The sequence below is a fragment of the Nonomuraea thailandensis genome, assembly GCF_024172165.1.
GTDB lineage: Bacteria > Actinomycetota > Actinomycetes > Streptosporangiales > Streptosporangiaceae > Nonomuraea > Nonomuraea thailandensis.
This window is the reverse complement of sequence record NZ_JAMZEB010000002.1, coordinates 953,231-979,519: the sequence shown is the minus strand read 5'-3', so window position 1 is coordinate 979,519 and position 26,289 is coordinate 953,231. Positions and strand designations below refer to the sequence as shown.

At 72.0% G+C, this 26,289-nt stretch carries 24 protein-coding genes and 2 tRNA genes; 10 read left to right on the top strand and 16 right to left on the bottom strand.

What is annotated here, in order from left to right:
* On the top strand, positions 1-276 hold the full coding sequence (locus HD597_RS08545; RefSeq protein ID WP_253741275.1) for a YciI family protein: 276 nt from the start codon (positions 1-3) through the stop codon (positions 274-276).
* 49 nt (positions 277-325) lie between these two features.
* On the opposite strand, the gene HD597_RS08540 is transcribed toward HD597_RS08545, so the two are convergent.
* Positions 326-757 carry a nitroreductase family deazaflavin-dependent oxidoreductase gene (locus tag HD597_RS08540; protein WP_253741273.1) on the bottom strand — a complete coding sequence of 144 codons (432 nt, stop codon included), beginning with the start codon at positions 755-757 and terminating at the stop codon, positions 326-328.
* 138 nt (positions 758-895) lie between these two features.
* On the opposite strand from HD597_RS08540, the gene HD597_RS08535 reads away from it, so the two are divergent.
* The 3 genes from HD597_RS08535 (at position 896) to HD597_RS08525 (ending at position 6,571) form a co-directional block, all read left to right on the top strand.
* Positions 896-2,170, top strand: coding sequence for an ABC transporter substrate-binding protein (locus tag HD597_RS08535; protein ID WP_253741271.1), 1,275 nt, complete (start codon positions 896-898; stop codon positions 2,168-2,170).
* 184 nt (positions 2,171-2,354) lie between these two features.
* Positions 2,355-2,498, top strand: coding sequence for a hypothetical protein (locus HD597_RS08530; RefSeq protein WP_253741269.1), 144 nt, complete (start codon positions 2,355-2,357; stop codon positions 2,496-2,498).
* A 26-nt stretch (positions 2,499-2,524) separates the two neighbouring features.
* Positions 2,525-6,571: a S8 family serine peptidase gene (locus tag HD597_RS08525; RefSeq protein ID WP_253741267.1), complete on the top strand. Its 4,047-nt coding sequence runs from the start codon at positions 2,525-2,527 to the stop codon at positions 6,569-6,571.
* 525 nt (positions 6,572-7,096) lie between these two features.
* Here the strand turns inward: HD597_RS08525 and HD597_RS08520 are convergent.
* Complete coding sequence (locus tag HD597_RS08520; protein WP_253741266.1) at positions 7,097-7,465, bottom strand: nuclear transport factor 2 family protein; 369 nt, start codon at positions 7,463-7,465, stop codon at positions 7,097-7,099.
* Between the two features lie 75 nt (positions 7,466-7,540).
* On the opposite strand from HD597_RS08520, the gene HD597_RS64310 reads away from it, so the two are divergent.
* The gene (locus HD597_RS64310) at positions 7,541-10,186 is read left to right on the top strand and encodes an ATP-binding protein (RefSeq protein ID WP_276082857.1); all 2,646 of its coding nucleotides are present in this window, start codon (positions 7,541-7,543) and stop codon (positions 10,184-10,186) included.
* Positions 10,187-10,223: 37 nt separating this feature from the next.
* On the opposite strand, the gene HD597_RS08505 is transcribed toward HD597_RS64310, so the two are convergent.
* Together HD597_RS08505 and HD597_RS08500 are read right to left on the bottom strand one after the other, a co-directional pair.
* A complete protein-coding gene (locus HD597_RS08505; protein ID WP_253741264.1) occupies positions 10,224-11,441 on the bottom strand; it encodes an ROK family transcriptional regulator in 1,218 nt (405 codons plus the stop codon).
* A gap of 172 nt (positions 11,442-11,613) precedes the next feature.
* Positions 11,614-12,582 (bottom strand): TetR/AcrR family transcriptional regulator C-terminal domain-containing protein, encoded by a 969-nt coding sequence (locus HD597_RS08500; protein ID WP_253741262.1) that lies wholly within the window; start codon positions 12,580-12,582, stop codon positions 11,614-11,616.
* A 229-nt stretch (positions 12,583-12,811) separates the two neighbouring features.
* Between HD597_RS08500 and HD597_RS08495 the strand changes: the two genes are divergently transcribed.
* Positions 12,812-13,861: a hypothetical protein gene (locus HD597_RS08495; protein ID WP_253741260.1), complete on the top strand. Its 1,050-nt coding sequence runs from the start codon at positions 12,812-12,814 to the stop codon at positions 13,859-13,861.
* Between the two features lie 40 nt (positions 13,862-13,901).
* Here the strand turns inward: HD597_RS08495 and HD597_RS08490 are convergent, their stop codons facing one another.
* Positions 13,902-14,381, bottom strand: coding sequence for a TetR/AcrR family transcriptional regulator (locus HD597_RS08490; RefSeq protein WP_504928496.1), 480 nt, complete (start codon positions 14,379-14,381; stop codon positions 13,902-13,904).
* Between the two features lie 140 nt (positions 14,382-14,521).
* Here HD597_RS08490 and HD597_RS08485 point away from each other — a divergent pair, with 140 nt between their 5' ends.
* Positions 14,522-14,692: a hypothetical protein gene (locus HD597_RS08485; protein ID WP_253741257.1), complete on the top strand. Its 171-nt coding sequence runs from the start codon at positions 14,522-14,524 to the stop codon at positions 14,690-14,692.
* A 70-nt stretch (positions 14,693-14,762) separates the two neighbouring features.
* Here HD597_RS08485 and HD597_RS08480 read toward each other — a convergent pair whose 3' ends face one another.
* Positions 14,763-18,293, bottom strand: coding sequence for a serine/threonine-protein kinase (locus tag HD597_RS08480; protein ID WP_253741255.1), 3,531 nt, complete (start codon positions 18,291-18,293; stop codon positions 14,763-14,765).
* Between the two features lie 228 nt (positions 18,294-18,521).
* A complete protein-coding gene (locus HD597_RS08475) occupies positions 18,522-18,947 on the bottom strand; it encodes a nuclear transport factor 2 family protein (protein ID WP_253741253.1) in 426 nt (141 codons plus the stop codon).
* A gap of 534 nt (positions 18,948-19,481) precedes the next feature.
* Here HD597_RS08475 and HD597_RS08470 point away from each other — a divergent pair.
* Positions 19,482-19,679, top strand: a complete 198-nt coding sequence (locus HD597_RS08470) for a hypothetical protein (protein WP_253741251.1) — start codon at positions 19,482-19,484, stop codon at positions 19,677-19,679.
* Positions 19,680-19,693: 14 nt separating this feature from the next.
* Here the strand turns inward: HD597_RS08470 and HD597_RS08465 are convergent, their stop codons facing one another.
* Positions 19,694-20,221, bottom strand: coding sequence for a hypothetical protein (locus HD597_RS08465; protein ID WP_253741249.1), 528 nt, complete (start codon positions 20,219-20,221; stop codon positions 19,694-19,696).
* 125 nt (positions 20,222-20,346) lie between these two features.
* Between HD597_RS08465 and HD597_RS08460 the strand changes: the two genes are divergently transcribed.
* Positions 20,347-20,808, top strand: coding sequence for a septum formation family protein (locus tag HD597_RS08460; RefSeq protein ID WP_253741248.1), 462 nt, complete (start codon positions 20,347-20,349; stop codon positions 20,806-20,808).
* A 260-nt stretch (positions 20,809-21,068) separates the two neighbouring features.
* Here the strand turns inward: HD597_RS08460 and HD597_RS08455 are convergent, their stop codons facing one another.
* The 5 genes from HD597_RS08455 to HD597_RS08435 form a co-directional block, all read right to left on the bottom strand.
* Positions 21,069-21,632 (bottom strand): hypothetical protein, encoded by a 564-nt coding sequence (locus tag HD597_RS08455; RefSeq protein WP_253741246.1) that lies wholly within the window; start codon positions 21,630-21,632, stop codon positions 21,069-21,071.
* A 2-nt stretch (positions 21,633-21,634) separates the two neighbouring features.
* Positions 21,635-22,885: an XRE family transcriptional regulator gene (locus HD597_RS08450; RefSeq protein ID WP_253741244.1), complete on the bottom strand. Its 1,251-nt coding sequence runs from the start codon at positions 22,883-22,885 to the stop codon at positions 21,635-21,637.
* Complete coding sequence (locus HD597_RS08445) at positions 22,852-23,481, bottom strand: alpha/beta fold hydrolase (protein ID WP_253741242.1); 630 nt, start codon at positions 23,479-23,481, stop codon at positions 22,852-22,854. Before HD597_RS08445 ends, HD597_RS08450 begins: the two co-directional genes overlap by 34 nt.
* A gap of 111 nt (positions 23,482-23,592) precedes the next feature.
* Entirely contained in the window at positions 23,593-23,751 is a 159-nt protein-coding gene (locus HD597_RS08440) for a hypothetical protein (RefSeq protein ID WP_253741241.1), read from the bottom strand.
* Positions 23,752-23,883: 132 nt separating this feature from the next.
* The gene (locus HD597_RS08435) at positions 23,884-24,024 is read right to left on the bottom strand and encodes a hypothetical protein (RefSeq protein WP_253741239.1); all 141 of its coding nucleotides are present in this window, start codon (positions 24,022-24,024) and stop codon (positions 23,884-23,886) included.
* A 75-nt stretch (positions 24,025-24,099) separates the two neighbouring features.
* Between HD597_RS08435 and HD597_RS08430 the strand changes: the two genes are divergently transcribed.
* On the top strand, positions 24,100-24,672 hold the full coding sequence (locus HD597_RS08430; protein WP_253741237.1) for a TetR/AcrR family transcriptional regulator: 573 nt from the start codon (positions 24,100-24,102) through the stop codon (positions 24,670-24,672).
* A 68-nt stretch (positions 24,673-24,740) separates the two neighbouring features.
* On the opposite strand, the gene HD597_RS08425 is transcribed toward HD597_RS08430, so the two are convergent.
* The 3 genes from HD597_RS08425 to HD597_RS08415 form a co-directional block, all read right to left on the bottom strand.
* A tRNA-Leu gene (locus HD597_RS08425) sits at positions 24,741-24,814 on the bottom strand.
* 118 nt (positions 24,815-24,932) lie between these two features.
* Positions 24,933-25,008, bottom strand: a tRNA-Pro gene (locus tag HD597_RS08420).
* A gap of 209 nt (positions 25,009-25,217) precedes the next feature.
* Complete coding sequence (locus HD597_RS08415; protein WP_253741236.1) at positions 25,218-26,285, bottom strand: mechanosensitive ion channel family protein; 1,068 nt, start codon at positions 26,283-26,285, stop codon at positions 25,218-25,220.
* Positions 26,286-26,289: the final 4 nt, after the last annotated feature.

Sequence of the window (26,289 nt, the reverse complement as noted above, 5' to 3'; positions counted from 1 at the left end):
ATGGCACTGTTCGTTCTGACCTACGGTTACCACGACACTCCGCTGAGGGCGGAGCGCCGCGAGGAGCATCTCGCGCATCTGAGCAAGCTGCTGGAGCAGGGCAGCCTCGTCGCGGCCGGTCCCTGCGCGGACCTGACGGCCGGCATCATCATCCTGAGAGCCGAGGACGAGCAGGCGGCGCGGGCGCTCGTCGACCAGGACCCCTACACGCGACTCCAGGTCACCAAGGACCGCACGCTGCGGGAATGGCGGGTGACGGTCGGCTCGCTGGGCTGAGGCCCGGGGAAGGAAGCGGCCGGCGGCGGGGACGCCGCCGGCCCGCCTGTCACTTCGGTTCGAGCACGAACACCGGGATCTGCCTGTCGGTCTTCTCCTGGTACTCGGCGTAGGACGGGTAGGCCGCGACCGCCCGCTCCCACCACTGCGCCCGCTCCGCGCCCTCGACCTCGCGCGCCACGTAGTCGCCCGTGACGGTCCCGTCCTGCAGCGGGAACTCGGGGTGCGCCTTGATGTTGTAGTACCAGGTGGGGTGCTCGGGAGCGCCGCCCTTGGAGGCCACGACCGCGTACCGGCCCTCGTGCTCCACCCGCATCACGGGGGTGTAGCGGAGCTTGCCGGTCTTCGCGCCGCGCAGGGTCAGCAGCACGATCGGCGCTCCGAGGACCTTGATGCCCTCGGTGGTCCCGGTCTCCAGGATCTTCGTCGTTTGCTCCCGCACCCAATCGGTGGGGCTGAACTGTACGGTCTCGTCCGACATGCTCGCAGTCAACAATCCTCGCGCCACCCTCATTCCTGCCGGGAACGGCGTGCGCGGAACGGGGAGCCGGAGGTAGCCTAGCGATCTTGTTCGGCCTCCTCCGGAGAGCCGTCTCGAAGCCCTGCGGGAGGTAGGACCGTGAGCTCCGGCAAGACGATGGTGACGGCGGCGTCGCTGGCCACCGCCGTGCTGATCGCCACCTCGGCCTGCGCGGGCGAGAGCGCGGGCGGCCAGGTCACCTTGCGCTTCGCCTACTGGGGCAGTGACGTACGGCAGCAGCGGACCGAAGAGGCGATCAGGAAGTTCGAGGCGAGGCACCCGCACATCGACGTCGTGGGAGAGTTCTCCGGCTTCGGCGGCTACTACGACAGGCTGGCCACGAACGTCGCCGGCGGCAGCACGCCCGACGTCATCACGATCGAGATCCGCGGCCTGCGGGAGTACGCCGAGCGCGGCACCCTCGCCGACCTGTCCGGCGAGGTCGACACCGCCGGCATCGACAGCAAGGTGCTGGCGACCGGCGCCATCGGCGGGAAGCAGTTCGCCATCCCCACGGGCGTCAACGCCTGGTGCCTGGTCGCGGACCCGGAGGCGATCGAGGCCGCGGGGCAGCGGCTGCCCGACGACGCCACGTGGACCTGGGAGGAGTACATCCGCCTGGCGGCCAGGATCACCGCGAGAACCGGCGGCAAGGTGCACGGCACGCAGCAGGCCTTCAACCCGGCCTTCCTGCAGATCTTCGCCGCCCAGCGGGGCGAGCCCTTCTACGACGGCAGCAGGCTCGGCATCTCGGCCGGCACGATCAAGGCCTGGTGGGCCGTCCACCGGAAGCTGATCGCGACCGGGGGCTCCCCCGACGCCGCCAGGAGCATCGCCCTCGGCGCCCGGAACGTCGACGGGTCGCTGTTCGCCACCGGCAACGGCGCCATGGGCATGTGGTGGAGCAACGAGTTCGGCGCGATCAGCAGGGCGTCGGGCGGCAAGAAGATGGAGCTGCTGCGGATGCCGAAGGCACGGCAGGCCGCCCCTGGCGGCATGTTCCTGCAGCCCGCGATGTTCTACACCGCCTCGGCGAAGTCCGCGCACCAGGCGGAGGCCGCCGAGTTCATCGACTTCATGGTCAACGACCCGGAGGCGGGCGCGATCATCCTCAGCGACCGCGGCCTGCCCGCCAACTCCAACGTGCTGGCAGCGGTCCGGGACGACCTGCCCGAGGCCGACAAGAAGACGCTGGCCTTCCTCGACGAGATCAGGGACGAGCTGGCCGACCCGCCCGCCGCCCCGCCGAAGGGCGCCAGCGCCATGGAGGCCGTCCTCAAGCGGTACACGGACGAGGTGCTGTTCGGCCGCATGCCCGCTGACGCCGCGGCCCGCAAGTTCATCACGGAGGCCAACGCTCTCATCGCGGGCTGACGGGCCCTCACGCCGCCGCCCCAGCCGGGACGAGCGCGGCCGGGACGAGCGGACGGGACGAGCGGACGGGACGAGCGGACGGGGCTCGCCCGCCTCCTCCCCGGCACCTGACCCCAAGAATGGGGATTTTTCCCCATAGGGCACCCCATACCCCACCCCACCCGGCGACGGCGACACTTCCAGCATGTCCGATACCCCGCCAGAGCCTGGTCCCCAGGACCCGGACGGCCCCGACCCGGCCGGACGGGGCGCCCCCGACCCGGCCGGAGCCCTCGACCAGGACGCCTTGGCACCGCCCAGGCCTCCTGACGGCTTCGAGCCCGTGTAACCCTTCTCCCCCTCAGAAAGGCCACCATGGCTCTGCCCCGCCCCCCGTTACCGCGCCGCGCAGGCGTGCTGCTGACCGCCGTCACGCTGCTGGCCACCGGACTGGCGGCCCTTCCCGCGTCCGCGTCCTCCCCCGCCCCGGCCGCTCCCGCCCCCGCACCCGCCCCCGCGGGGCAGGCCGTACCCCTGAACGGCGTGCGCGCCGCGAAGGTCGTCGTCACGCTGATCACCGGTGACAAGGTCCAGCTCACCCAGGCCGCCCCGGGCAAGTACCGGGTCCAGCCGGCCCCCGGCACCCGCCAGGGCGGCGCCCGGATCAACCTGTTCACCCAGTTCACCCCGGACGGCGTCTACGTGCTGCCGGACGACGCGGTCGCCGCCGTGCGGGCGGGGCTGCTGGACAAGCGGCTGTTCGACGTCAAGTACCTGGCCGAGAACGGCTACGCCGACGACACGTCCCAGAAGCTGCCGGTCATCGTCCAGTACCCCGAAGGACAGCCCGAGGCGTCGCTCAAGCGCTCGGCCGCCGACGTCCCCGCCAGCGATCCCACCCGGACGCTGGAGAGCATCGACGCCTCGGCACTCGACATCGCCAAGACCGAGGCGGGCGCGTTCTGGGAGGCCGTGCGCGCCCAGCAGCCCGCCGGGCAGGGCCTGGCCAGGACGCCCGGCACCCTGGGCTCCGGCATCGCCAAGATCTGGCTGGACGCCAAGGTCAAGGCCGACCTGGACGTGAGCGTGCCGATGATCGGCGCGCCCACCGCGTGGGAGAGCGGCTACGACGGGGCCGGGGTGCAGGTCGCCGTCCTCGACACGGGCGCGGACCTCGGCCATCCCGACCTGGCCGGCAAGGTCGCCGACAGCAGGTCGTTCGTGCCGGACCAGCCCGTCCAGGACGGGCACGGGCACGGCACCCACGTCGCCTCGACCATCGCCGGCAGCGGCGCCGCCTCCGGCGGGAAGCACAAGGGCGTCGCCCCCGGCGCGCGGCTGGTCGTCGGCAAGGTCCTCGACGACACCGGCTCCGGCATGGAGTCGTGGATCATCGAGGGCATGGAGTGGGCCGCCCGCAGCGGCTCCAAGGCCGTCAGCATGAGCCTCGGCAGCAGCCTGCCCAGCGACGGCACCGACCCGCTCAGCCAGGCCGTCAACGATCTGACCACCGAGACGGGCACGCTGTTCGTCGTCGCCGCCGGGAACCTCTACGACAAGGAGAGCATCAGCGCGCCGGGCGCCGCGGACGCGGCGCTGACCGTGGCCGCGGTCGACAAGAGCGACCAGCTCGCCGGCTTCTCCAGCCGGGGCCCGCGCCCGGACGACGGCGCGCTCAAGCCGGACATCGCGGCGCCCGGCGTGGACATCGTGGCCGCGCGGTCGGCCGGCACCAGCATGGGCACCCCGGTGGACGAGCACTACACCGGCGCCTCCGGCACGTCCATGGCCACGCCGCACGTGGCCGGCGCCGTCGCCGTCATGGCGCAGCAGCACCCGGGCTGGACGGCCCAGCAGCTCAAGGCCGCGCTGATGTCCACCTCCAAGGACGACGGCTTCACCGTCTACGAGCAGGGCGCGGGACGGGTCGACCTGGAGCGGGCGACCCGGCAGCGGGTCTTCGCCACCGGTGGCGGAGTCGACTTCGGCCTGCTCGACGACTCCGGCACGCCGAAGACGGGCCAGGTGTCGTACGTCAACCAGGGCGACCAGCCCGTCACGCTCGCCCTGAAGGCGGCGATGAGCGGCGGCGCCGGCCTGACGGTCGCCGACGCGACGCTGACGATCCCCGCCGGCGGGACGGCCGGCACCACCGTCACCCTCGACCCGGCCGGGCTCGCCCTGGGCACCTACAGCGGGTCGGTGACCGCCGAGGCCGACGGCGTCCGCCTCACCACGCCGGTGGGCGCGGTGCGCGACGTCCCCAAGTTCGACCTGACCATCCGCACCCTGGATCGGGACGGCAAGCCGCGCACCCCGACGGCCATGAGCGTCGTGGACGTCGACGGCGGCAAGGGAGAGCTCGGCCCGTACCGCGTCCAGGAGGACGGCGTGGTCGTGACCCGCGTTCCCGCCGGCACCGTCAGCGTGCTGCAGGTGCTCGACTGGGTGGACGGCGACGACCGCGCCAACCGGGGCTGGCTGTTCGAGCCGGAGCTCACCATCACCGGTGACACCGAGCTCGTCCTCGACGCCCGCCAGGCCACCGAGATCCGCTTCACCGCCCCGAAGACCGCCCAGCCGCTGAACAACACCCATGACGTGTTCTACCAGCGCACCCTGCCGGACGGGCAGATCTTCGGCGGCACCCTGCTGACCGGCACTCCCCTCGGGGCGTGGGAGAAGGTGTGGGCGCTGCCCACCAAGAAGGTCACCAAGGGCGGCTTCCGCTTCACCGGCCAGTGGGAGCTCGGCGTGCCCGAAGTCACGATGACCATGCGCACTCCGGGGCGCGCTCCGGGAAGCACGCCGGGGCGCACGGCCCTGCATCCGGCCTCCCGTGTGCACCTGCTCGACCGGGCGGAGCTCCATCCCGGTTACGTTCCCTTCGAGGGCACCAAGGACCTGCGGGTCGTCGACGGCGGCAAGGGCCGTCCCGAGGACCTCGCGGGCAAGGACCTGCGCGGAGCGCTCGTCCTGATCGACGCCGAACCCGCGCAGGGGCTGTTCGGAACGGCGTGCGGGCTGCAGATCGAGCGCGTGGGACCGATCAGGGACGCCGGCGCCGCCGGCGTCCTGGCCTTCAACGACCGGCGGGCCGTCTGCCCGATCCCGCTGGCCATCACGCAGAAGCCGTTCAGCGGCCCGCTGCTGCCGGTCGGCATCCCCGTCGCCTACCTCTCGCACGCCGAGGGCATGAAGGTGCGCGAGGCTGCCGGGCGCGCACCGGTCACCATCCGGGTCGAGGGCACGCCGAACACGCCCTACTCCTACGTGTTCAAGCCGTACGCGGACGGGCGCGTCCCCGGCTCCATGCACTACAAGGTCACCGAGCGTCAGCTCCACCGCGTCGACTTCGACGTGCACGCAGCGCCGTACACCAGGTACATGAACTGGCGCGGCACGTGGCGGACCGACGACGTCACCTACACCTCGACCGGCACGAACGGGCTGCACTGGTCCTACCCGCTGCCCGACCGCAGGTCCCAGTGGGTGTGGCCGCTCGACTCCCGGCTCGTGAGCCAGGCGGGCATGTCCGCGCTCGTCACACCGGACCCGGCCGAGGAGGTGGAGGAGATGCGCTTCCGCACCGACGTCTTCGACCGGCCAGGAAGCACGACCCAGCGGTGGTTCGCCACGCCGAGCACGCCGGGCGCCGCCACCGCGAGCGACAAGGTGTACCGGCTCGGCGACCCCGACGCCAAGCCGCTGGAGCGGCTCGTCATCGGGATCCCCTGCGCGATCTGCGTCCACGACGGCAACCTCTGGGTGACCCCGTCCATGGTCAGCGGGGTCGGCGAGCGGCGCGACGACGGCGTCATGTTCGGCGACCTCCAGCCCCGGTACGAGCTGCACCTCTACCGCGACGGCAAGGAGCTGCCGAACGCGCCCGTCGAGCCGTTCGCCACGCTGCCGCGCTACCCGCTGCCCGAAGGCGCGGCCACCTACCGGCTGACGGCCGAGAACGACCTCCAGAACCTGGAGTGGACGTTCACCGCCCCACCGGGCAAGGACCAGGTGCGGCCGGGCGTCAACTGCTACGCCTGGTGGGTCGACGGGCCTCTGGAGCAGTGCCGCACCGTGCCCGCGGTCTACCTCAGCCACGACCTCGGCGACACCCTGTCGGTCGACAACACGGTGGCGGCCGGCCGCCGGCACACCTTCCGGATCGAGGCCTACCACGGGCCCTCGGCCGGGAAGATGCCGGCGATCGCGGGCGTACGGCTCTGGACCAGCACCGACGACGGCGCCACCTGGCAGCAGGCGGACCTCCGCCGGGACCGGGACGGCGTCTACACCGCCACCGCCAGATATCCGCAGTACCGCGCCACCAAGGGAGCGGTCAGCCTGAGGGCCGAAGCGTGGGACGCGGCCGGCAACCGCGTCAAGCAGACCACGCTGCGCGCGTTCAGGCTCCGCTGACCACTGACGCGCCGGATCTCCGTCTGCCCGGACGAGGCGTCTTCCGGGCAGACGGGGTGCGGCACAGGCGGTCCGGAGCACACGGCGAGCATCTCCGGCAAGCTGCGGATCGCTCCTTCGACGGACGACGGCCGCCTGACGCGCAGGCGATCGGCGAGCCGTCGCGGCGCCAGGCCGGAGCCGTCGCCACTGACCGTCAGGCGCAGTCCACGGGCGCCCGCGGTGAGCGCGGTGAGCGCGATGCCCACGCACCGCACCGATCCGTCCTGCCCCAGGTGGTCCAGGACGTCGAAGATCGTGGCACGGACGAGCCCCGCGACGCCTTCGGGCAGGGGCTCACCGGGAGGCGCCCACACCTCCAGGGCGGTTCCGGTCGAGCGGGACCAGCGCTCCAGCTCGGCGTGCGGATCCCCGGCGGGCGCGCCCCGTACGTCCGGGCGGAGTCCGTCCCATGCCATGGTCTTCCCTAACGGTCGGGGCGGTGAATCATCGGGTGCGGAGCAGCGAACCGTGCGCTGCCGGGGTTCACGCGCCCGTCGGGATCTTGTCGAGGAAGCCGTGGACGCGGTCGATGCGCCCCTCGGCGCTGATCACCGCCACGTCGAAGCCGACGACCAGGGCCTCGGCGCCGTCCTGGGCGAGCTCCCAGGTGAAGCGGGCGATGTCGTGATGGGCGTCGACCGGCCCCGCCAGGCTGAAGGTGAAGCCGGGGAACTGCTCCTGGACGGCCCCGATGGTGGCGTCGATCGCGTCGGTGCCGGCGGCGACCGCCATCGGGTCGGTGTAGACGCCGTCCGGGGACCACAGCTCGTCGATGGCGGCACGGCGGGCGGCGTGGTCGGTCTCGTTCCAGGTGGCGATGTAGCGAGCGATGAGCTCGTCGATGTTCTTCATGAGCAAGAACGCTAGAGAAACCGCCCATAATGGTCATCTGTCGCGATTAGGTACTTGTGCCGGTAAAGGGAGCGCATGCTGTACGGGCGGGAAGCCGAGACATCGGTCATCGACGAGCTCCTCGCCACGGTGCGCTCCGGACGCAGCGGCGCTCTGGTGATCAGGGGCGAGCCGGGAATCGGTAAGACCGCGCTGCTCGACTACGCCGCGGGACGCGCCGACGGCATCCAGGTCATCCGGCGCAGCGGGGTGCCGTCCGAGAGCGAGCTGGCGTACGCGGGGCTGCACTTGCTGCTCCGTCCGGCGCTGGACAGGACGGACAAGCTGCCGCCGCCGCAGCGGCGCGCGCTGGAGGCGGCGCTCGGCCTGACGGAGGCGCAGGGCGCCGACGCGCTGCTCGTCGGCCTGGCCGCGCTGTCACTGCTGGCCGAGGTGTCCGAGGACGGCCCCGTCCTGTGCCTCATCGACGACGCGCACTGGCTGGATCCCGGCTCCCGCGCCGCGCTGTCCTTCGCGGCCCGGCGGCTGGACGCCGAGGGCCTGGCCCTGATCATGGCCACCCGCGAGGACGACGCGCACGGGCTGCCCGAGATCACGCTGACCGGCCTGGCCTCGTCGGCGGCGGCCGCTCTGCTCAAGGGGAGCGACCTGACCCCGGCCCAGCGCTACCGGGTGCTCGCCGAGGCGCAGGGCAACCCGCTGGCCCTCATCGAGCTGCCCGCCGCCCTTCGCCACAACCCGCACGAGCCCGGCGCTCTGCCCCTGAGCAGCCGGCTGCAGTCGGCCTTCCACAGCCAGGTGGACCACCTGCCGGCCGAGACCCAGACCCTGCTGCTGGTCGCCGCCGCCGGTGAGGGCCTGGACGAGGTGCTCGCCGCCGCCGCACAGCTCGGCGTGACGCCCGCCGACCTGGGCCCGGCCGAGACCGAAGGGCTCGTGACCACCGCCGGGCAGCACGTCCGCTTCCGTCATCCGCTGATCCGCGAGGCCGTCTACCAGCGGGCCCCCATCAGCTCGCGGCTGGCCGTGCACGCCGCGCTCGCCCGGGCGCTGAACGGCGACCACCACGCCGACCGCCGGGCCTGGCACCTGGCCGCGGCGACCGTCGGACCCGACGAGGACGTGGCGGCGGAGCTCGAACGCACCGCCCAGCGGGCCGCGCGCCGACACGGGTACGCCGCCGCGGCCACCGCCTACCAGCGCGCCGCCTCGCTCACCCACCGCGACGACGAGGCCCGCGCCCGGGAGATCCGCGCCCGCCGCCTCACCCTTGCGGCCGAGTCCGCCACCGAGGCGGGCGAGCTCGACCGGGCCCAGGCCCTCGCAGGCGAGGCCGACGCGCTGACCAGCGACTCCGCGCTGCGATCGCGCATCGTCCACACGCAGGCCACCACCCACTTCGGGCGGGGACAGTACCGCGAGGCGCACCGCCTGATGACCGAAGCCGCCCTCCTGGACCCGGCCCTGCTGGTCCGCGCCTACCAGACCGCCTGGTACGCGGGCGAGGCCCAGCTCGTCGAGGTGTCCGCCCGCCTGGCGCGGGCCCTGTCGGAGACCCTCCTCGACGAGCCCGTCGCCGCCCTGGCCCGCCTGGAGAACGCCGCCTTCAGCCGCCTGTTCGGCGGCGACCCGACCCCGCTGGACCGGGCCGTGGCCGAGGCCGGGGACGCGATGGCCGCGTACCCGCCCGGGCTGGCCGCCATGGTCTGCGGCGCGCCGCTCATCGCCGGGCAGGACGCCGCCACCCTGCACCTGTCCGCCCGCCTGATCGCCCGCTGCCACGCCGAGGGCAGCATCGGCGTCCTGCCCATGGTGCTGTACTTCCAGGCGCAGGCGGAGCTCTTCCACAGCGGCCGATTCCACGAGGTGGGCACTGCCGCGACCACCGCCCTGCGCCTGGCCGAGAACACCGGCCAGCACCAGTGGGCCGCGCTGAACAAGGGCCTGCTCACCTACCTGGCCGCCGTCGAAGGCGACGAGGAGGGCCACCGCCGGCTCGCCGCCGAGGTGGCGCGCGGCCCGGCCGCCCCCATGCAGGGCGCCATGTGGACCGACTGGGCACGAGCTCTGCTGGACCTGGGCCAGGGCCGGGCGGAGACCGCGCTCGGCCGGCTCGAAGCCCTCACGCAAGGGCCCGGCTGGTACCACGTCTCCGCCATCCGGTGCGTGCCCGACCTGGTGGAAGCCGCCGTACGCAGCGGCGAGCCCGACAGGGCCAGGCCCGCCCTGGCCCGGTATCTACGCCTCGACCAGCGCCACCTCATCGAGCGCTGCCTGGCCCTGCTCGCCGGGAACGACGCCGAGGCGCACTACCTGGCGGCGCTGGACGCAGGCGGGCCGGCCTTCGAGCACGCGCGTACCCGGCTGCTGTACGGGGAGTGGCTGCGCAGGACCCGCCGCCGCGCCGCCGCTGCCGGCCACCTGCGCGAGGCCATGGAGAGCTTCCGACGCCTGGGCGCCGCCCCCTGGGCCGGCCGTGCCCGGGCGGAGCTCCAGGCCGCCGGCGATCCGGCCGCCGCACCCGCGCCCGACCGGACGACCGGCCTGACACCGCAGGAACGGCAGATCGTCCGGCTCGCCGCTCGCGGGCTGTCCAACAAGGACATCGCCGCCCAGCTCTTCCTGAGCCCCCGCACGGTCGGCTACCACCTGTACAAGGCCTATCCCAAGCTGGGCGTCGCCTCCCGCGGTGAACTCGCCGCGCTCGCCGACCTCGGCTGAGCGGCCCGGGGACGAGTGCGACCGGTCGTGGTCCGCGTCACCGTACGGTGGCCAGTGTGTGGAGGGGGTCGTCCAGGAGTTCGGCGAAGGCGAGCTCGGCAGCCCCGGCGAGCGTGGTGTCGTCGCCGAGGGCCGTGACGGCCAGCAGAACACGTTCGCGCGACACCGGCAGGACATGCGCGTCGATCCGGGCGCGGACGCGTGACGCGGCGCCCGGATAGACGTCGCGGAGCATCCCGCCGAAGACCACGAGCGCCGGGTTGAACAGGTTGATGAGGTTGACGACGCCGACGCCGAGCCAGTCGCCGACGCGGTCCAGGGCGTCCCGCGCCCGGGCTTCACCGGTCTCGGCGAGGGCGACGACGGCCTGGATGCCGGCGCGTCCGATGAGGTCGTCGGACCGTCCCGCGTAGTCCAGCAGCGCCTTCTCCCCCACCTCGGCCTCCAGGCAACCGCGCGACCCGCACAGGCAGGGGCGCCCGTCGAACGGGTTCACCAGCATGTGCCCGAGCTCGCAGCCGTAGCCCGAATCGCCGTCCAGGAGTCTGCCGCCGACGATGATCCCGCCGCCGACGCCGACGTCCCCATGCAGGTAGATGAGGTTGTCGACGTCTCGTCCTGCGCCGCGTACGTGCTCGGCGATCGCGCCCAGGTGCGCCTCGTTGCCCACCTCGACGGGAAGCCCGAGGCCGAGCCCGGCGGCGAGTTTCGCGCCGAAGGCCTGGTCCACCCAGCCGAGGTGCGGTCCGTACCGGACCGTGCCGTCGGCTCGCCTGATCAGCCCGCAGTACGACGCGCCGACACCCACGCACAACGCCCCCGGATCGGCGCCGGCGACCAGCTCGCGGCCGAAGGCGGCGAGGACGTCGACGACGTTCTCCAGATCGACCCCGGCGCGGGCGCGCACCGCCTCGCGGCGTTCGAGGACCTGACCGCCGAGCCCGACACGGGCCGCGAGCAGCCGGTCCACGGCCACGTCGAAGGCGAGCCCGTACACCGTCGCCCGCTCGGGCATGACGACGATGGACGGCCGCCCCGCACGGCCCTGACCGGCGGGGACACCCTCGCGGACGAGCCCGGCCGCGGCGAGTTCGGCGGTCAGGTCCATGATGGTGCTGCGGTTGAGGCCCATCCGGCGGCTGAGTGCGGCCCGCGACACCGCCCCGTCCTTATGGACGCGCCGCAGCACCTCGCTCAGGTTCCGCCGCCGCATCTGCTCCTGCTGCGTCCGCGCGCCCGCCGCCGATCGCGTCATCCCCGCCAGCGTAGGACTTTTCTGCACATGAACAACAGCCAGAGCAGGAGACAGGCCGCCTCGGCAGCGCCGACGCGGGAAGGAGCCGCAGCTCAGGACATCCACCTCCACCGTGCTCCCCGATCACGCCTCACCGGTGAGGCCCTGGCGAGCATGATCCCAGGCCGACCACTCACCGAGGACGAGCCGCACCTCTGCTCAGCATGACGGCGAACCCGTCGAGATGGCGTGCCAGGATGTGGTCGAACATCCCGTCCAGGTCCGACACCGTCTCCTCGGGGAGCATGGCCAGGAGCGGGAATCGTCCGGTGCTGAGGAGCTCGTCGGCCCGTTTGCGCTGGAGCAGCCACCACCCGTCGAGCGTCACGCCGGTCTCCTGCTCGGCTTCGACCTCCTCCGCCATGGACAGCGCCACGGTGTGGACCAGCGCGGGCAGCGTGAGCGCCTCGCGGATCCGGGTCTCCATGGGCAACCCGAGCTCGTCGAGTGCGCGCAGGGTCCACTCGGTGTGGGCCATCATGTTGGGCACCAGCAAGGGGCGGGTGAACGAGACGGCCCTGGGCAGCCAGAGGTGTCGCCGGGACAGCTCCCACTGCCGGCGGGCGATCAGCTCGAGCTTGGCCCGCCACCCCTCCGGCCCCGGGACGGGCAGCTCCACTTCGCCGAAGACCTCGTCGGCCATCTGCGTCACCAGCTCGTCCTTGCCCGTCACGTGCCGGTACAGCGACATCGGGCCCGCGCCGAGCTCGGCGGCGAGCCGCCGCATGGACACCGCGCCGAGCCCTTCGGCGTCGGCGATCGCGATGGCGGTGCGCAGGACGTGCTCGCGGTTCAGCGAGCCCTTGGGGACGCCGGCCTGCCGCGCCGCCGGCAGCACGGCCGGACCGGCCGGCCGCTCCGTTCGGCTCGCGCGTGCGCTGACCACCGTGCCTGCGCCGACCTTCGCCTCGACCAGCCCCTCCTCACGCAGGGCCGCCACCACCTTGGTCGCGGTCGCGACCGCGACACCCCATCGCTGGGCGATCTGCCGGATGGACGGCACCCGATCGCCCGGCCGCAGGTCGCCGGCCAGGATCCGGGTACGGAACTCCGCGACGATGCGCCGGTAGGGCGGATCCGGACTTTGCGTGGCCGAGGTCATGAATGCCTTCCAATCCCGTGACGGTTGTCCCGCGCCTGTCTTCAATGTACTAGTTCACTATTCGGCACACTAGTACACTTTATGCCGTTGACCAGCAGTATTTCGACAAAAGATGCTCATACGATGTACGCATGACACTCGATACGTCGTACGCAGACAGGCGGCGGGCGAAGGTGACAGCCCGGCGAGGACGCTGCGCAGGAGCCCCGGCACGGCCGGCGGAGGCCGCATGAACCAGTCAGGGAGCCGGTTGTCCGTCTCGTATGCCGAAGTACGGTCGTGGCATCGGCCGCTCACGATCATGGTGGCGGCCATGTCCGCGCTGGTCGTCGTCGCGAGCGTCGGTCTCTTCGCCGACGGTCGCGAGCTCCTGCAACAGTCGGTCTGGGCCAAGCCGCTGAAGTTCGGGGCGTCGTTCGTCATGTACGGCGCGACGCTCGCCTGGCTGATCCCGAAACTGCGCCGGGCGCGGCGCACGATGTGGATCGCCGGAACCGTCTTCGCCGTCGCCGGGCTGATCGACGTCGGTTTCATCGCGGTGCAGGCCGCCCGCGGCACCTTCAGCCACTTCAACGCCGGCACCGACCCGTTCAACCAGATCGGGCAGCAGATCTTCTCCACCGGCGTGTTCGGGCTGTTCGGGGCGAGCCTGATCGTCGCCGTCATGCTGCTGTTCCAGCGCGTCGGCGATGCGGCGCTCACCTGGGCCCTGCGTGCCGGGATCGGGCTGGCCGTCCTCGGCATGGCGCTGGCGTCCTTCATCACCGGGTGGACCTCGGCGGCCGGGCGCCGCACGGTCGAGGACGCCTACGGCAGCCCGGTCCCGCTGGTGGGCGGCCACGGGGTCGGAGCGCCGGACGGCGGCGGCATGCCGCTGACGAACTGGAGCACCACAGGCGGCGACCTGCGCGTCCCGCACTTCATCGGCCTGCACTCCGTCCAGGTGTTCGTGCTCACGGTGCTGGTTCTCGCCGCCCTCGCGAGCCGGATCGGCCTGCTACGCCACGAACGCGTACGCGCCCAGCTCACCGGGGTCGTCATCCTGGCCTACAGCGCGCTGTTCACCATCACCGCCTGGCAGGCGCTGCGCGGCCAGTCGCTGATCCATCCCGACGCGGCCACCTGGACCGCGCTCGCGGCGACGGCCGTCATGACCGCGCTGCTGGCGGCCCTGGCCGTCACGGCGGCCCACCGCGACCAGCCGGCGCACCGCGATGAGCTCGCGCACGGCGAGACGACGGCACCCGCTGACCATCGGCCCGCCACGACACCCTCCTAGGACCAACTGCCGGCCCGCGCGTGGCGCCCCGAACGCCCTCTCAGGGGGCCGCGGCGCGGGTCAGGGTGCCGGCGATCAAGGTGGACAGCATGTCCCGCAAGGTGGGGGCGAAGTCCATGCGCAGTACCGCCAGGGAGGGGTCGGCGTCGTAGGCGTCGAGCATGGCGGCGGACGGTCGCGCGTGCGTCCAGACTGCGGCGGTGATCATGATGGTCTGAGCGCACAACGTCTGGGCGCGGTCGCCCAGTTCGGGCAGATGGTGCCGTATCAGGCGGGCCATGGTGTCGACGTTCCCGATCGCCGTCCTCTTCCACTGGCCGGCCAGGTCGGCGGAAACGTTGCGTTCCAGGACGCCGGCCTGCGCGCTGAGAAGGTCGCACAGAACCTGGCGTTCCTCCAGTGATCGGGTGAGGGCCGCTGCGAGCTGGTCACCGCGCGCCCCCGCGGAGCCGGCTTCGCCGACCTCGGCAGCCAAGCGGCCGGGCAGGTCGTCGATCCACTGTTTCCATGCCTGGTCCAGCAGTTCCAGCAGGATGGCCTCGCGCGATTCGAAGTAGCGCAGGACGTTGGACTTGGCCAGGCCGACCCGGCGGCTCAGCTCGTTGAGGCTGACCTCGGCGACCGGGCAAGGAGACCGCGAAGCTGCTGATCGCCGACGGCGTGCACGTCGTCGTGAGCGGGCGGCGCGAGGACGTCGGCAAGCAGGCGGTCGCGGAGCTGACCAAGACCGGCATCATCGCGCGCGCCATCTCCCTCGGCCAGTACTCCGGCAAGGCCTCGTTCGTGGCCGGCGCGATCCTGCACATCGACGGCGGCTTCCAGGCCAAGTGACCCACGCGCACCCGGCCCGCACGCCATGGCGTTCGACGGCCGGAAGCGGGACAGGCTTCCCGCTGACCGGTCAGCCCCCAGAGGCACGGCAGGTCTCGACGAAGGGCACGCCGGGCAGGTGGCTCTGCCAGTCCGCGGCTGACAGGCCACCGCGAGCACGGGTGCAGACCTCGCGCAGCACGAGCGCGGGATCGACGAGGTGGTCGCGGACGATGCCGGCGCCGGAAAGGGATCGGAGCGTCCTGCCGTCCGGGCTGAAGGACAGGGCGGTCAGGCGGCCGGTGTTGAGAGCGATCGGAGCGCCGAGGGGCCGGCGGGCGGCGATGTCCCACAGGCGGACCGTCTGATCCTGCCCGGCCGTCGCCAGCAGCCGTCCGTCGGCAGTGAAGGTCAGCAGGTCGACGGGCCGGGAGTGCCCGCCCGTGACGGGGCCCGACGCACGGCCCGTGGCGGCGTCGTAGAGGCGGATGACTCCTGCGCGATCGCCGGTCGCCACGATCGTGCCGTCCGGGCTCAGCCGCGCCACCGCTCCCGTGAGGTGCTGGGAAGGGGCGGGCCGGCCGATCGTGTTCAGACGGAGATCGTCAAGGCCGTCGAGATAGCGGCCGCCTCGGCCGAACTGGGTGACGAACGCGTCGACCTGGCCGAGTTGCCGGCCTGTGCGGAGGTCCCACAGCACGGTCCCGAAGGCCAGGGCCGCCGAGTCGGGGGTGAACGCCACCGAGTATCCGGCGCCGTGGGGGGCGTGCAGCCGTCTGACCTGGCGATGACGCCGGACGTCCCACACCCGGGCGGTGCGCTGCCCGTCCCGGGCGTAGGCGATCAGGGCGCCGTCGGCGCTGATGGCGACATGAAGGTCGGTCGAGGGCGCGCCGTCGACCGGCCCACCCCCGACGGGGAGGGTGGCCAGGAGGCGCCCACCGGACCTCGTCCACAGGCGCAGCTTCGAATCGCGTCCTCGTTCGCGGAAGGTCACCAGCAGCCGGCCGTCAGGGCTGAACCATGCCTGGTCATGCGCTTCGGCGGACGGCGGGGGAGCGCCGGACAAGGTGATGACGGTTCCGTCCGTACGGAGGTAGGCGATGCGGTCGCCGTTCACGCCCGGCAGGCTGGCGCGGTCCGGCAGCAAGGCCCTGCTGAACGGCCGATACAGCAGAGCCGTGCCGGTGGGCCCCCACATGCGCACCGCGGTGAAGCCTTCGGTGTCGAAGTCGAAGCCGACCAGCGTGCCGTCCTTGATGTAGCGCAGGTCACGCATGTGGGGACGCGGTATGCGCCTGCCCGCGATCTCCTGGGCCGTGCGGGCGTCGTGAAACGACAGGCCGCGCCCGTCGGACAGGGCGATGGTGCGTTCGTCGGGGCTGAGGGCGGCCCACAGCCCTACGGCGTTGACGTGATGCTGGGCGATGAGGCGGTTGCTGGGCAGATCCCAGATCTCCAGGGTGTTCGGGCAGATGGGGAGCTCACGTGGCCGGGCACGGCAGCCCCGCGATGAGGAGGTCGTCCCGATCAGCCGGTCGTCCTTGGTGACGGCCGCCGGCCAGAAGTGCGGGGCCCGATGCGTGTACAGGGTGCGGCCGGTGGCTCGGTCCAGCAGCCGGATGAGTGTTGTGCCAGAACCGGCGAGTTCTCCCGTGAGCAGCATTCCAGGCCGCGGGAATGCGCGGATGTAACCGGGCCAGCGTTTGCCGACCCGCCTGCCGGTGGCGACCTCGTACAACAGGGCGGAGGAGAGGTCGGCGTCGCACGTCTGCACCATGGAGGCGTCCGGCGAGAGCCTCAGGGCGCTGCAGCTACTGCCGGGGCGGGTCTTGCGCGGGATGTCGAAGGCGACGATTCGGCGGTGGCCGGGCACGTCCCACAGGGCGAACTTCTCCCCGGACAACACCGCCAGCCTGCTTCCGTCCGCGGACAGGTCGTACAGCGGCCCTTCCTCGCCGCTCAACCCGTTGTCGGCGGACGGCGGCAACACGGCCTCAGCCATGACGTCGGTGACGGGCTGGGCGAGCGCCGCGTACAACGCGCTCCCGGCCTCCCTGGTCGGGGCGAGCCGCCATGCGGTGGCCGCCAGGCGCATCCCGAGCACGGGGTCGGTGGCGAACGCCCGGCTCGCCGCCTGCGCTGCCCGGTTCGCCGCCTCGGTCAGGCTCTGGCGGTCGGAGACGCCGCGCTGGTAGGTGTACAGGCCCGCTGCCCCCGCCGCCATGGCCAGCAGGACCGCCATGGCGCCGGCGGTCAGGCGGCGACGCCGCGACCGCCGCGCCGCCGCCTCGGCGCTGCTTGTGAGGAACTCCGCCTCCAGCGGGGTCGGCGCCATGCGGACGCGGCCGCGGGCGTTCCAGTCGAGTGCGGCCTGCAGCGCCGTGCCGTGGTAGAGGTCGCCGCTCATGCGTCCGCCGGCTCCCCAGCGGCGGGCGGCGAGGCTCAGCCGCCGGTGCACGGCCAGCGCGCCGTCCTCTTCGTCGAGCCAGTCCCGCAGCCGGGCCCACGCGCAGGGCAGGGCCGGGTGCGCGATGGCCACCACGCCGGTCTCGGCCACGAGCAGGCCCGCCTCGGCGAAGGCGTCGAGCGCCTGGCGGGCCTCTGGACGGCCGGGCAGCTCGGCCAGGGGAACGGGGCGCACGACGTTCCTTCCCGCCTCCTCGGCCACCAGGCGCAGCAGCAGTCCGGGGACCTGCTGCTGGACGGGCCCGGCCAGCCGCTGGTAGAGCGCTTCGGCCCGCGTTCCCAGCTCCGGATCGTCGATCGGCGCGCCGCCGCCCGGGCCGAGACCAGCGCCGTCGCCGCCCGAGCCGGGATCGGCGCCGTGGCCGACCAGCGCCGCCAGGATGCGGCGGGCGGTCGGGCGCAGCGCCGGGTCCTTGTTCAGCCCGGCCTCGACCAGGGCGCGCAGCGGCGCGTCCAGCACGCCGACATCCGGCGCGTGGGTGAGCACCCGGTGGATGACCGCCTCCACCCGGGCGGCGGCGAAGGCGTCCTGGCCGATGGCCGCGTACAGCACCACGCACGCCCAGGCGAACACGTCCGCGCCGGGCCCGGCCCGCTGCCGCCGGTAGACCTCCGGCGCCACATAGCCGGGCGTGCCGGCGATCACCCCGGACGGGGTCAGGGACATCTGCCGGCTTCTGGCGATCCCGAAGTCGATCAGGCGCGGGCCGTCCGGGCCCAGGATGACGTTGTCCGGCTTGAGATCGCGGTGCAGGACTCCGGCGTCGTGGATCGAGGTCAGCGCGATCGCGATCCCGGTGGCCAGCCGATGCAGCTCGTCCGCGGTGAAGCGGCGCCCGGCCCGCACCACCGCGCGCAGGCTGGGGCCGGGGATGTACTCGCTGACGATGTAGAGCCGGTCGCCGTCACTGCCCACGTCGATGATCTTCGCTGTGCAGAAGGAGGGCACAGCGCGTGCCGCCCGGGCCTCTCGCAGGAACAAGGCGCGCATCACCGGGTCGGCGTCGGCGTGCAGCAGCTTGACCGCGCACCGCCGCCCTTGCCCGTCGTAGCCCTCGTAGACCACTCCTTGTCCGCCCGCGCCGAGCCGTCCGGCCAGCACGTAACCGCCCAGACGGTGTGGATCCCCGTCGGCCAGGCGTTGCAGAGCCATCGGCGTACCTCCCCGTCTCCTAATCCCAGAGGAGGCTCCGGCGCCGGAAGATACGGACAAAGACGTAGCAACAGGGACGATATTCAATTTGAGGACGAGCCGAATCTGATGCAGCCTGTTCCATCGGACGCCCTCAGTCCAGGACCGCGGCGAGCCAAGTCCCTGGTGGCGGGCCGGCGAGTGCTTGGTTCAGCGCCGTTCGAACCGAATCCCGCCGCCCTGAGGCGCTCAGGAAGTCGGCCCCCGCCGGCTGAGCTCATTGCGCAGGACCGTGTACCCGACCATGGCCGAGTCCAGGTACGCGCGCACCTGCACGATCACGTCGCCGTCGAAGCGGCACACCCAGCAGTACCGGTTGTCGAACGGCGCCCCCTCCCTGGTGGTCGAGGTCGACAGCAGCTCGGCGACCGTGGTGTCGCCGTCCACGTACAGGTGCTCCACCGTCAGCCGCACCCCGCCCGCCAGCACTCCCGCCAGGCGGGCGAACGTCGCCGCGAGGAACTCCTCCTTGCTGTGGTAGCGGCCGGCGAGCGGGTGCGTGCCCTCCACGGTCCAGTCCACGTCGTCGGCCACGCGAGCCCAGAAGCCCGGCTGGGTGGCAGGGTCCTGCAGGCATGCGAAGAGAGCGGCCCGATCAGCCCGGATATCGGTCATGACCTGGCCCTTCCCCGTTTTCGTCTCGGCGAGCGGCCCCGGCCACCCAGTTCCTCCCGGCCGCCCGGACACGAGCACTTCGCAAGCCTTACGCCCAGTGGCGAAGTTCGGCGGCGGCCTCGTCGCGGGTGAGGGCGCCACGTTCCAGGTGAACCTCCCGCAGGTACCGGATCGCGGCCCCCACCATGGGAGACGGCGAAATGCCGAGCACCTGCATCACCGTTCTGCCGTCGAATACAGCCCGCTCCGCCTGTGCTCACCATACGGTCCTGCGAGCCGGGGAGGCCCACGAGGGAGCAGTCCCTCCAGCAGGCGCGCCCAGGCTCTCACGAATATCGTCCGGACGTCAGCGACACGGTGACACCTGTTCCCGCCTCAGGGGTCATCGAAGTGATGCGGACGGTGTCCGCGGCGACGAACGATCGGTCACCGGGGTGACAGGCCCGCCGGGCCTGGTCAACCTGCCCCGCCACACGGGCGTGTTCGTCGGCCGGGACGCGGAGCTGACCGACCTGGCGGCGGCGTTGCGGGGCGGTGGGGAAGTGGTGCCGGCCGCGGTCGCTGGGCGCGCAGCTACTGCGCCTGGACGTCCTGGACGAGCGGGAGGCGATCGAACTGCTGACCCGGCTCACCCACCGCGCCTACCTCGAACTGCTCCGCGACCGACCGGCGGTGATGTACCACCGGACGGCCCGCGGTTCCGACGCCGAACGCACCATCGCCCGCATCTGACCGACCGGTGGTGGTCATCCGGCAGTGGGGCGCGAGTCGCTCCACACCCCCGTAACGACACCGTCCGGCAGCGCGATCTCCAACTGCCGGCACCATGATCGCGTCGGCGTCCATCCCTCAGCCGGCCTGAAGCTCACCCGTAGCCAGCTCGCCGAGCCGGGAACCGGCCCACCCAGCTGGCGAGTTCCGTGGGCGGCCGCCTCTCCGCCCGGGTCGAAGGCGCCCATGTTGTCGTCGCGGTAGGGCGTGTCTTGATCATCCTCGGTGGACAGCATCCAGTACCAGAAGAACGGCCCCTTGACCTCCGTCTCGTACGGCCGAACCCCGGGGACGAACTCGTAGTGCAGCACGCCGCCGCTGTCCAGCATCTCCATTCCGCGCGCGACCACGCGGTGGCCTTCAACCAGGTCTCCCAGATCGATGTCGAAGACAAGGTCGAGACGCCTCGATCCGCCCATCGCGGCAAAATAGGCGTCGGTGGCTGTACGCGGCGGAATCCTGAGCACGGCTACAGCATCGGACACGATCGAGAAGCCCGCCACTCAATATCCGCAACCGGGGCGGCCCGGAGATGGAGTCCCGTAGGGCCACATCCCGGTCTCCCACGTCCGCGGCCGGGAGCTCCGTCGCGATCTTCCAAAGACCTTCGAATGGGACGATCTGCCGCATGCTGTCGCGCATCTCAGCGATCTCAGGTGTGATCTTCGGGGCGGCGTTCCTCGCGGCGTGCACCACGGCGGAACCCGCCCCTGCCTCCGTGCCCACCGCGGCCGGCCTTCCCTCCGGCGTGCACCAGTACGATGCCACCGAACTCAGGCCGGGCGACTGTATCGACCCCCTGCCCGACGGCGCTCTGGTGACGGTCGTTCCATGCGATCGACCGCACATGGCGGAGTTCTCGACCACCTATGTCCTCCCCGACGGCCCCTATCCAGGAATGGATGACATGCAGCGTCTGGCCGAGCTCGGGTGCACGCCGAGAATGCGGCTGGTCGAGGCAAGAAAGGACGAGGTCATCGTGAGCGGCCTGGTGCCGTCGGAGGAGGACTGGCCTCGATATCGGACCGTCTACTGTCTCGCGATCGCCAGCGACCAGGGACCCTCGCTGGTAGGACGGGTCATCATGTGAGACTCATGCTGGACCCGTCGATCTGCAGTATGTGAGCCTGCATGGCCTGGAGCCTGGCCCGCACACCACTGGGGAGGTCGCGCAGCTGACCGCGCTGGCCTCTGGGTCGGCCACCCGCCTGGTGAACCGGCTGGAAGGCCGGCCGGGCCGACGGGGCGGTCCAGGGCCCGGCGGGTCACCGCGGCGTCGTCGCGCAGCGACCGGTCGGGATCTGCACCTTGTGCACGCGGAGCCCGTGCCAGGTCAGCTCGTCGTGGACGTCAGAGTGCGGCGTCGGCCAGGTCGCGGCAGCGGCGGCTCGCCTCGGCATCGCCGACGGCCTCGAACACCTGCGCCGCCCGGGTCTGCGCCGCGATGGCCTCGTCCAGCCGCCCGAGCCGCCGCAGGGCGCCCGCCGCGTTGTGCTCGGCCAGGGCGATCTGCGCGGTGGCGCCGCTGCGGGTGGCCAGCTCCATCGCCTGGGCCGTGTGACGCAGGGTGGCCTCCAGATCTTGTCTCGGCACCATGTGGACCCAGGCCAGCCCGTTGACCTGCTTCGCCTGCCGGGCCGGATCCCCGAGGGCGGCGGCGGCCTCGGCGCCGAGGGTGAAGACCTCGTACCAGTGCGGCCCGTGCATCCACCGGCTGGAGAACCAGTGCATCGCTTCGGTGCAGTCGAGCACGGCGGCGTACCGGCCGGCGCTCGACAGGTGGCGCAACGCGCCCATCCAGTTGTCCACGTTCACCCGCAGCCAGCGGTCGGCCTCCTCCTGGGAGGGCAGGGCGGGGCTGGGCTCGGACCATCGCCCGGCGCTGGTGGCCGTCCGCAGCAGCCACTCGGTCACCGTCAGGGTGACCGCCTCGCGTTCGGACTCGGGTTCCTCCTCCCTGAGCCGGTCGCGGGCGAAGAGCCGTACCAGGTCGTGGAAGCGGTAGCGTCCCGACGCGCTGTCCTGGAGCAGGCCGAGGTCGACGAGCTCGTCGAGGGCGTCCCAGGCCCCCCGGTCGAGGTGCCGCCCGCCACGGCGGCCAGCGCGGCGTCGAAGCTGTGGCCCGGCACCAGGGCGAGCCGGCGGAAGACCCGGCGGGTGGAGCCGGCGAGCTGCTCGTAGGACAGCCCGAACGCGGTGGCGATCTTCAGATCCCCGGCGCTGAGCTGGTCCAGGCGGCGCTCCTCGTTCGTCAGCCGGGCGGCGAGGTCGGCGGCGTTCCAGCCGGGCCTGCTGACCAGCCGGTTCCCGGCGATCCTGAGCGCGAGGGGCAGGCCGCCGCACAGCTGCGCGAGCTGCCAGAGCGCCGGGTCGTCGTCGGAGGCGCCGCGCTCCTTCAGGATGCCGGTCAGCAGCTCGGCGGCCTCCATCGGGGGCAGCGGCCCGAGGCCGAGCCTGCGTACCCCTTCGAGACCGGCCAGCAGGCGGCGGCTGGTCACCAGGGCCTTGCCCGCGCCGCCGCCCGGCAGCAGCGGCCGGACCTGCTCCTCGGAGGCGGCGTTGTCCAGCACGATCAGCGCGCGCCGCTCGCGCAGCAGGGACCGGTACGAGGACGCCCGCCCTTCGAGATCGCTCGCGATCTGCTGCTCCGCTCGGCCGAGCGCGCGCAGCAGCAGGCTCAGGGCCTCCTCGGCGGGCAGGGGCCGCGGGGACATGCCGAACAGGTCGAGGAAGTACACCCCGCCGGGGAAGTCGGTTCGCAGGGCGTGGGCGGCACGGACGGTCAGCGTGGTCTTGCCCAGTCCGGCGGAGCCCGTGACGAGCCCCACGCCGGCGGCGCCGGGTGCGCTCTCGGCGCGCATCAGCTCGCTGATCCAGGCCAGTTCCGCGGAGCGGCCGGTGAAGTCGTCGACGGAGCGGGGCAGCTCGCACAGCCCGGTCGGCCGTGCCCAGCGGTCGCGCAGGCGGCCCTCGCGCGCCAGCTCGCTGAGCTGCCTGCGGTCGGCGTCGGCCAGGCCGAGCGCGTCGGCCAGCGCGGTGACGGTGCGGTGCTGCGGGCCCTTGCTGCGGCCGCGTTCCATGTCGGACAGGGTCCGGTCGCTCACCCCTGACAGCTCGGCGAGCTGCTCCAACGTCAGCCGGGCCGCGTGCCGATGGCGGCGCAGCACCTCCGCGAAGCTGGATAAGCCGCTGATCGGGTGCTCCTTCGCCGCGATCCGGTGGAAATCACCACAAAGCTTACGGGGATGGGCCCCGTTCGCGCGATGCGGCCAGGCGGCACCGTGCCGGCCGCGACCGCCGCCACACTCGTGCTCGCGCCACCTTCGAGCAGGGCTGGTACAACCCGCACCGCCTGCACAGCCCCGTCGTGTCCTCTGGCGATTCCTTGATAGGGGATGTCCACGCCGGCGGCGCGTAGCTTCGTCTCATCCAGCGCGGTCAGCCGGGCCATGGCCGGCGCCTGGTCTTCGCCGAGATGGTTGAGCAGGCCGGATCGGGTGGCGTCAGTGTGTGCCTGGATGCCGTTGGAGATGGCAAGCAGCGTGGGGTTGCCAGGAACCTGTCGGCCACGGCGGAAAGGGCCGTCAACCCCGACCACGCCGACCACGCCGACCACGCGGCCTGGATGCCGGGCGGCCCGGTGAACCCCGGGCAACGCGCCGTAGGACCAGGCGGCCAAGAGTGGCCGCTCCACTTTCCTGGCCTTCAGGACGGCGTCGAGATCCCGGAGACAGGCATCGAAGGAGTAGTCCGTGGACTTCATCGACTTTCCTCGAGCCTGCTCGTCGTAGGTGATGTGCCGCCGCCCAGGTCGTTGATCACACGCCGCCAGTGCCGCCGGCTGGCGTGGGAACCGTTCACAGCGCAGGCTCGGTCAGTACCCGCTGCGGCGAGGGGCGGCGGTCGGGCGACGGGAGAGGTTGGTCCGGCCGGTGGGCTTGAGGTCGCGCGCCGGCTGGTCGTGCCGGTGCGGCGATCGGGCCTGGTGCTCGGCCTTGGCCTGGGTGATCGTGGTGGGGAGTTTGATGTGCATGCTTCCTCTTCAGGGTGCTAAGACCTGGTGAGCCAGGTGATCTGGGCGCCGTTGTCGAAGGACTCGCGCCGGGTGGGGGTGAACAGGGTGGGGCGGAACGGTCCGGAGAACACGGGGATGCACCGCGGGGATTCAGGTGGGGACGGTCTCGGGGTAGCGCTGGTTGACCCAGGCGGCCATCCGGTCCGACACGGGGTAGAAGTCGAACTCGGCGTCGGGACCGGCGATGTGGCGCCGTCGAGCGAGACGCCGATGTAGCAGACGAGCTTTCACACAAGAAGCAACTCCCGATGTAGTACTCTGTTTGGAGTGGTCAAAACGTAGTACTACAAACGGAGTGGTGTCAAGGTGCGCAGGAATCCTGAACGGCGGCAGGCGCTGATCGACGCGGCCATCGAGGTGCTGGCCAGGGAAGGAGCGCGCGGGCTGACCTTCAGGGCCGTCGACGCGGAGGCGGCCGTGCCCCCGGGTACGGCCTCCAACTACTTCGCCAACCGCGACGACCTGTTCACCCAGGCCGGCGGACGCATCTACGAGCGACTGCTGCCCGACGAGGCCACGATCGCCCGCGGCCGGGAGGGCGTGCAGGACCAGACCCGCTACGCCGAGCTCATGCACGAACTGGTGGATCGGGTCTCCGCCTTCAACTCCGGCTACCTGGCCCTGCTCGAGCTCCGGCTGGAGTCCACCCGGCGTCCCGAGCTGCGCGCCGTGCTGACCAAGCGCATCCGCGAGGACATCGACGCCAACATCGGCTACCACGCCGCCTCCGGCCTGCCCGGCGACTCGACCTCGGTGGTGCTCCTCTACCTCGCCCTGAACTGGCTCATCGTGGAGCGGCTGACCCTGCCCGACATCTTCACCGAGCAGGAGATCCACGAGCTGGTGGACGCCGCCGTGCGAAGATCGCTGAATCCCTGACGCGCAGGGTCACCCGGCGTACTCTCCCCGCGGCCCCTCCATGGGCTGGGCGAGCCGGGTCTTCTGTGTGCCGCTCCAGGGATTCGAACCCTGAACCTCCGCCTCCTGAAGACGGCGCCTCTGCCAGTTGGGCCAGAGCGGCTCGGGCCCCGGGCTTGGCTGGCGTGGGCCGGCCCAGGGCGAGGGCGGGGTCCGGCCGGGGGGGCGCCATTCCCGCCGGCCAGGCCACAGCCCGCGGCCCTTTTCTTTCAGGGCCGTCGTCCGAGTGGCAGGATTCGAACCTGCGGTGCTCCTGCTCCCAAGGCAGGCGGGCTGACCAAGCTGCCCCACACTCGGTTTTTCGGTGAAATGAGGAAGCCGCCTCGAAGGTGGTCCGAGACGGCTTTCCGACAACCTCGCGGGAGGTCAGCCGGAAAGCCTTCGCCGCAGCTCAGGCAGGGTGGCGGCGGAGGGTCGCGCCAGGTGGGGGATGAGCACTTCGCCGCCTTTCTCGTTTCGCTGGACGAGTCCACGGTAAACCGGTGATCGGGGCGCGTGCCACTCAATTATTCGGCGGCGCCGATTCGGCTCTCCGGGGTTTCGACGCGGAAACGGGGCAGCGCGTCCGGGTAGTTGTCGCGGACGAAATTGACCAGGAATTCGCGGACGTCGCACTTGAGGTCCCAGGAGGACGGCGAGTCGGCGGCGCTCATCAGGGCGCGCAGCTCCACCAGGCCGTTCGGCAGCACGTCCGTGACCTGGAGCGTCCAGTCCTTCTGGTCCCACAGCGGGTTGCCCTGGAGGAACTCGTAGAGCGCCTCGCGCAGTTTCGGGACGGGGACCGACCAGTCCACCCGCAGGAGGCACACGGCCAGGACGCGGCTGCCGTGGCGGGTCCAGTTCTCGAACGGGTTCTGGGTGAAGTACGAGACCGGCAGCACGAGGCGGCGCTCGTCCCAGAGGCGCACCACGACGTACGTGAGCGTGAGCTCCTCGATGCGGCCCCACTCGTTCTCGACGACGACCACGTCGTCCAGGCGCAGGGCGTCGCTGAAGGCGAGCTGGAGACCGGCGAGCATGTTGCCGATCGTGGGCTGGGCGGCGATGCCGACGATGGCGCCGGCGATGCCGGCCGAGGCGAGCAGACCGGCGCCGAGCGCGCGCACCTGCGGGAAGGAGAAGAGCATGGCGCCGACCGCGATCACGATGATGATCGCGGCGGCGACGCGGCGGACCAGCGCGATCTGCGTCATGATCCGCCGCGCCCGCCGGTTGCGCTCCCCTTCGACCAGCACCAGGCGGTCGAGGATGACGTCCGTCAGCGCGTACGCGGCCTGCACGATCAGCCAGGTGACCGCGGCGATCGTGACCAGCCCCAGCACCCGTTCGACGGTGCCCGCGGTGCCCTTCTCGCTCGCCGAGTCGCCGAACATGCCCGGCCCGAACACGAGGTTGAACGCGACCACGGCGGCCACGGAGAAGGCCGGCCACGTGCAGTGCTCCACAAGATGACGGGCCAGTGCCCATTTCCTGCCCACCTTGGTGAGGACTCTTCTGGACACCTCCACCAGCAGGATGGCACCCACCACCGCGATGACGAGGATCGGCCAGTCAGCCGGAGACTGCACGCTCATGCCC